A 1,074-nucleotide genomic window follows, 5' to 3' on the forward strand; every position below is an offset into this window, starting at 1 on the left:
TTCTTTTCTCAAACAAAATGTACTCTAGGTACGAAGCAGACTCAACAAGTATAATACGTCTTTTTTCTTTGCTATCAATGTATCGTGGTCTTCCTAAGTGCTATGTTGTGAGAAAAGAAGGGTGTATTACTGAGTTTGGAATACTTACTTATATTGACGAATGTTTAGAATCAGTACCTTTAGAAGACTTTATACTTATTGAGTCTGCTTCGTACCTAGAGTACATTTTGTTTGAGAATGATGATATTAGAAATAGGTTAGCTGAAGATTTGACTGAAGATAAAACAAAATTAGATATTTTCGTAAATGGAATTTTAGCAATAAATAGCTCGAATTTAGTATTATCTTGTATCAACACAATCGAGGCTTTTAATGAGGAAGCTAGAAATTTTGTCAATCACATACAGAAAACCAATAGGATGGACTACCTCTTTAAGGAAAATGGTACAACACTTGTAAAGTTAGTTCTAAAAGAATTATTAAAACTTTCTATTTTACAAGAAAGAGAAAACACTACATTAGAATTTCCTCAAATTTCGAGTGTGGAACATTGTAATGGGCGATAGACTTTAAAATGTGCAAGGCTCATTTAAATATGAGCCTCAGTATCGCTTAACTTTTATGGAGCATACTTTAACTTTATTTCACTTCCACCAAGGGAATATTGTTCCAGCTATTGCTGCCATAGTTATCAATAGAAGCGTTTAGGTAATCTGTATCAAATCGTACTGGTACATCAAATTCGAAGCTTGCGGTGATTATTGTGCCTTTTGCTGGTGGTTTCATAAATGCTATTTCTCCAGTTGAATAATTCACTGAATATTTTTCTGTCTTTTCACCATCTAGGTAAATTTTTATTGTATCATGCACTGGCTTTTTAATAGTTCGTGTATGCTTGTCTTTTCCACTTATGTAAGTTTTCATCAGTTGAAAGATCGTTTTTTTATCGTCTCCTATGCCAATTTCTTGATTGATAACGGTAAAGTCTGACCAATCCTTAAAACGAAATCCTATTGCTTTACCTTTTCGTGCCTGAAAAAATGTTATGAGTTCTGTTAGCTGCTCGTTTGACCT

At 33.0% G+C, this 1,074-nt stretch carries 2 protein-coding genes; one reads left to right on the forward strand and one right to left on the reverse strand.

The window, feature by feature from the left end:
* Positions 1-566, forward strand: a 566-nt coding sequence (locus ACJ5GX_RS03860; RefSeq protein ID WP_495292720.1) for a hypothetical protein, incomplete at its 5' end; no start/stop codon positions are given.
* Positions 567-639: 73 nt separating this feature from the next.
* On the opposite strand, the gene ACJ5GX_RS03865 is transcribed toward ACJ5GX_RS03860, so the two are convergent.
* A partial coding sequence (locus ACJ5GX_RS03865) for a phage distal tail protein, Rcc01695 family (RefSeq protein ID WP_495292721.1) occupies positions 640-1,074 on the reverse strand: 435 nt, incomplete at its 5' end.

It is taken from the genome of Wolbachia endosymbiont of Tuta absoluta (assembly GCF_059414725.1).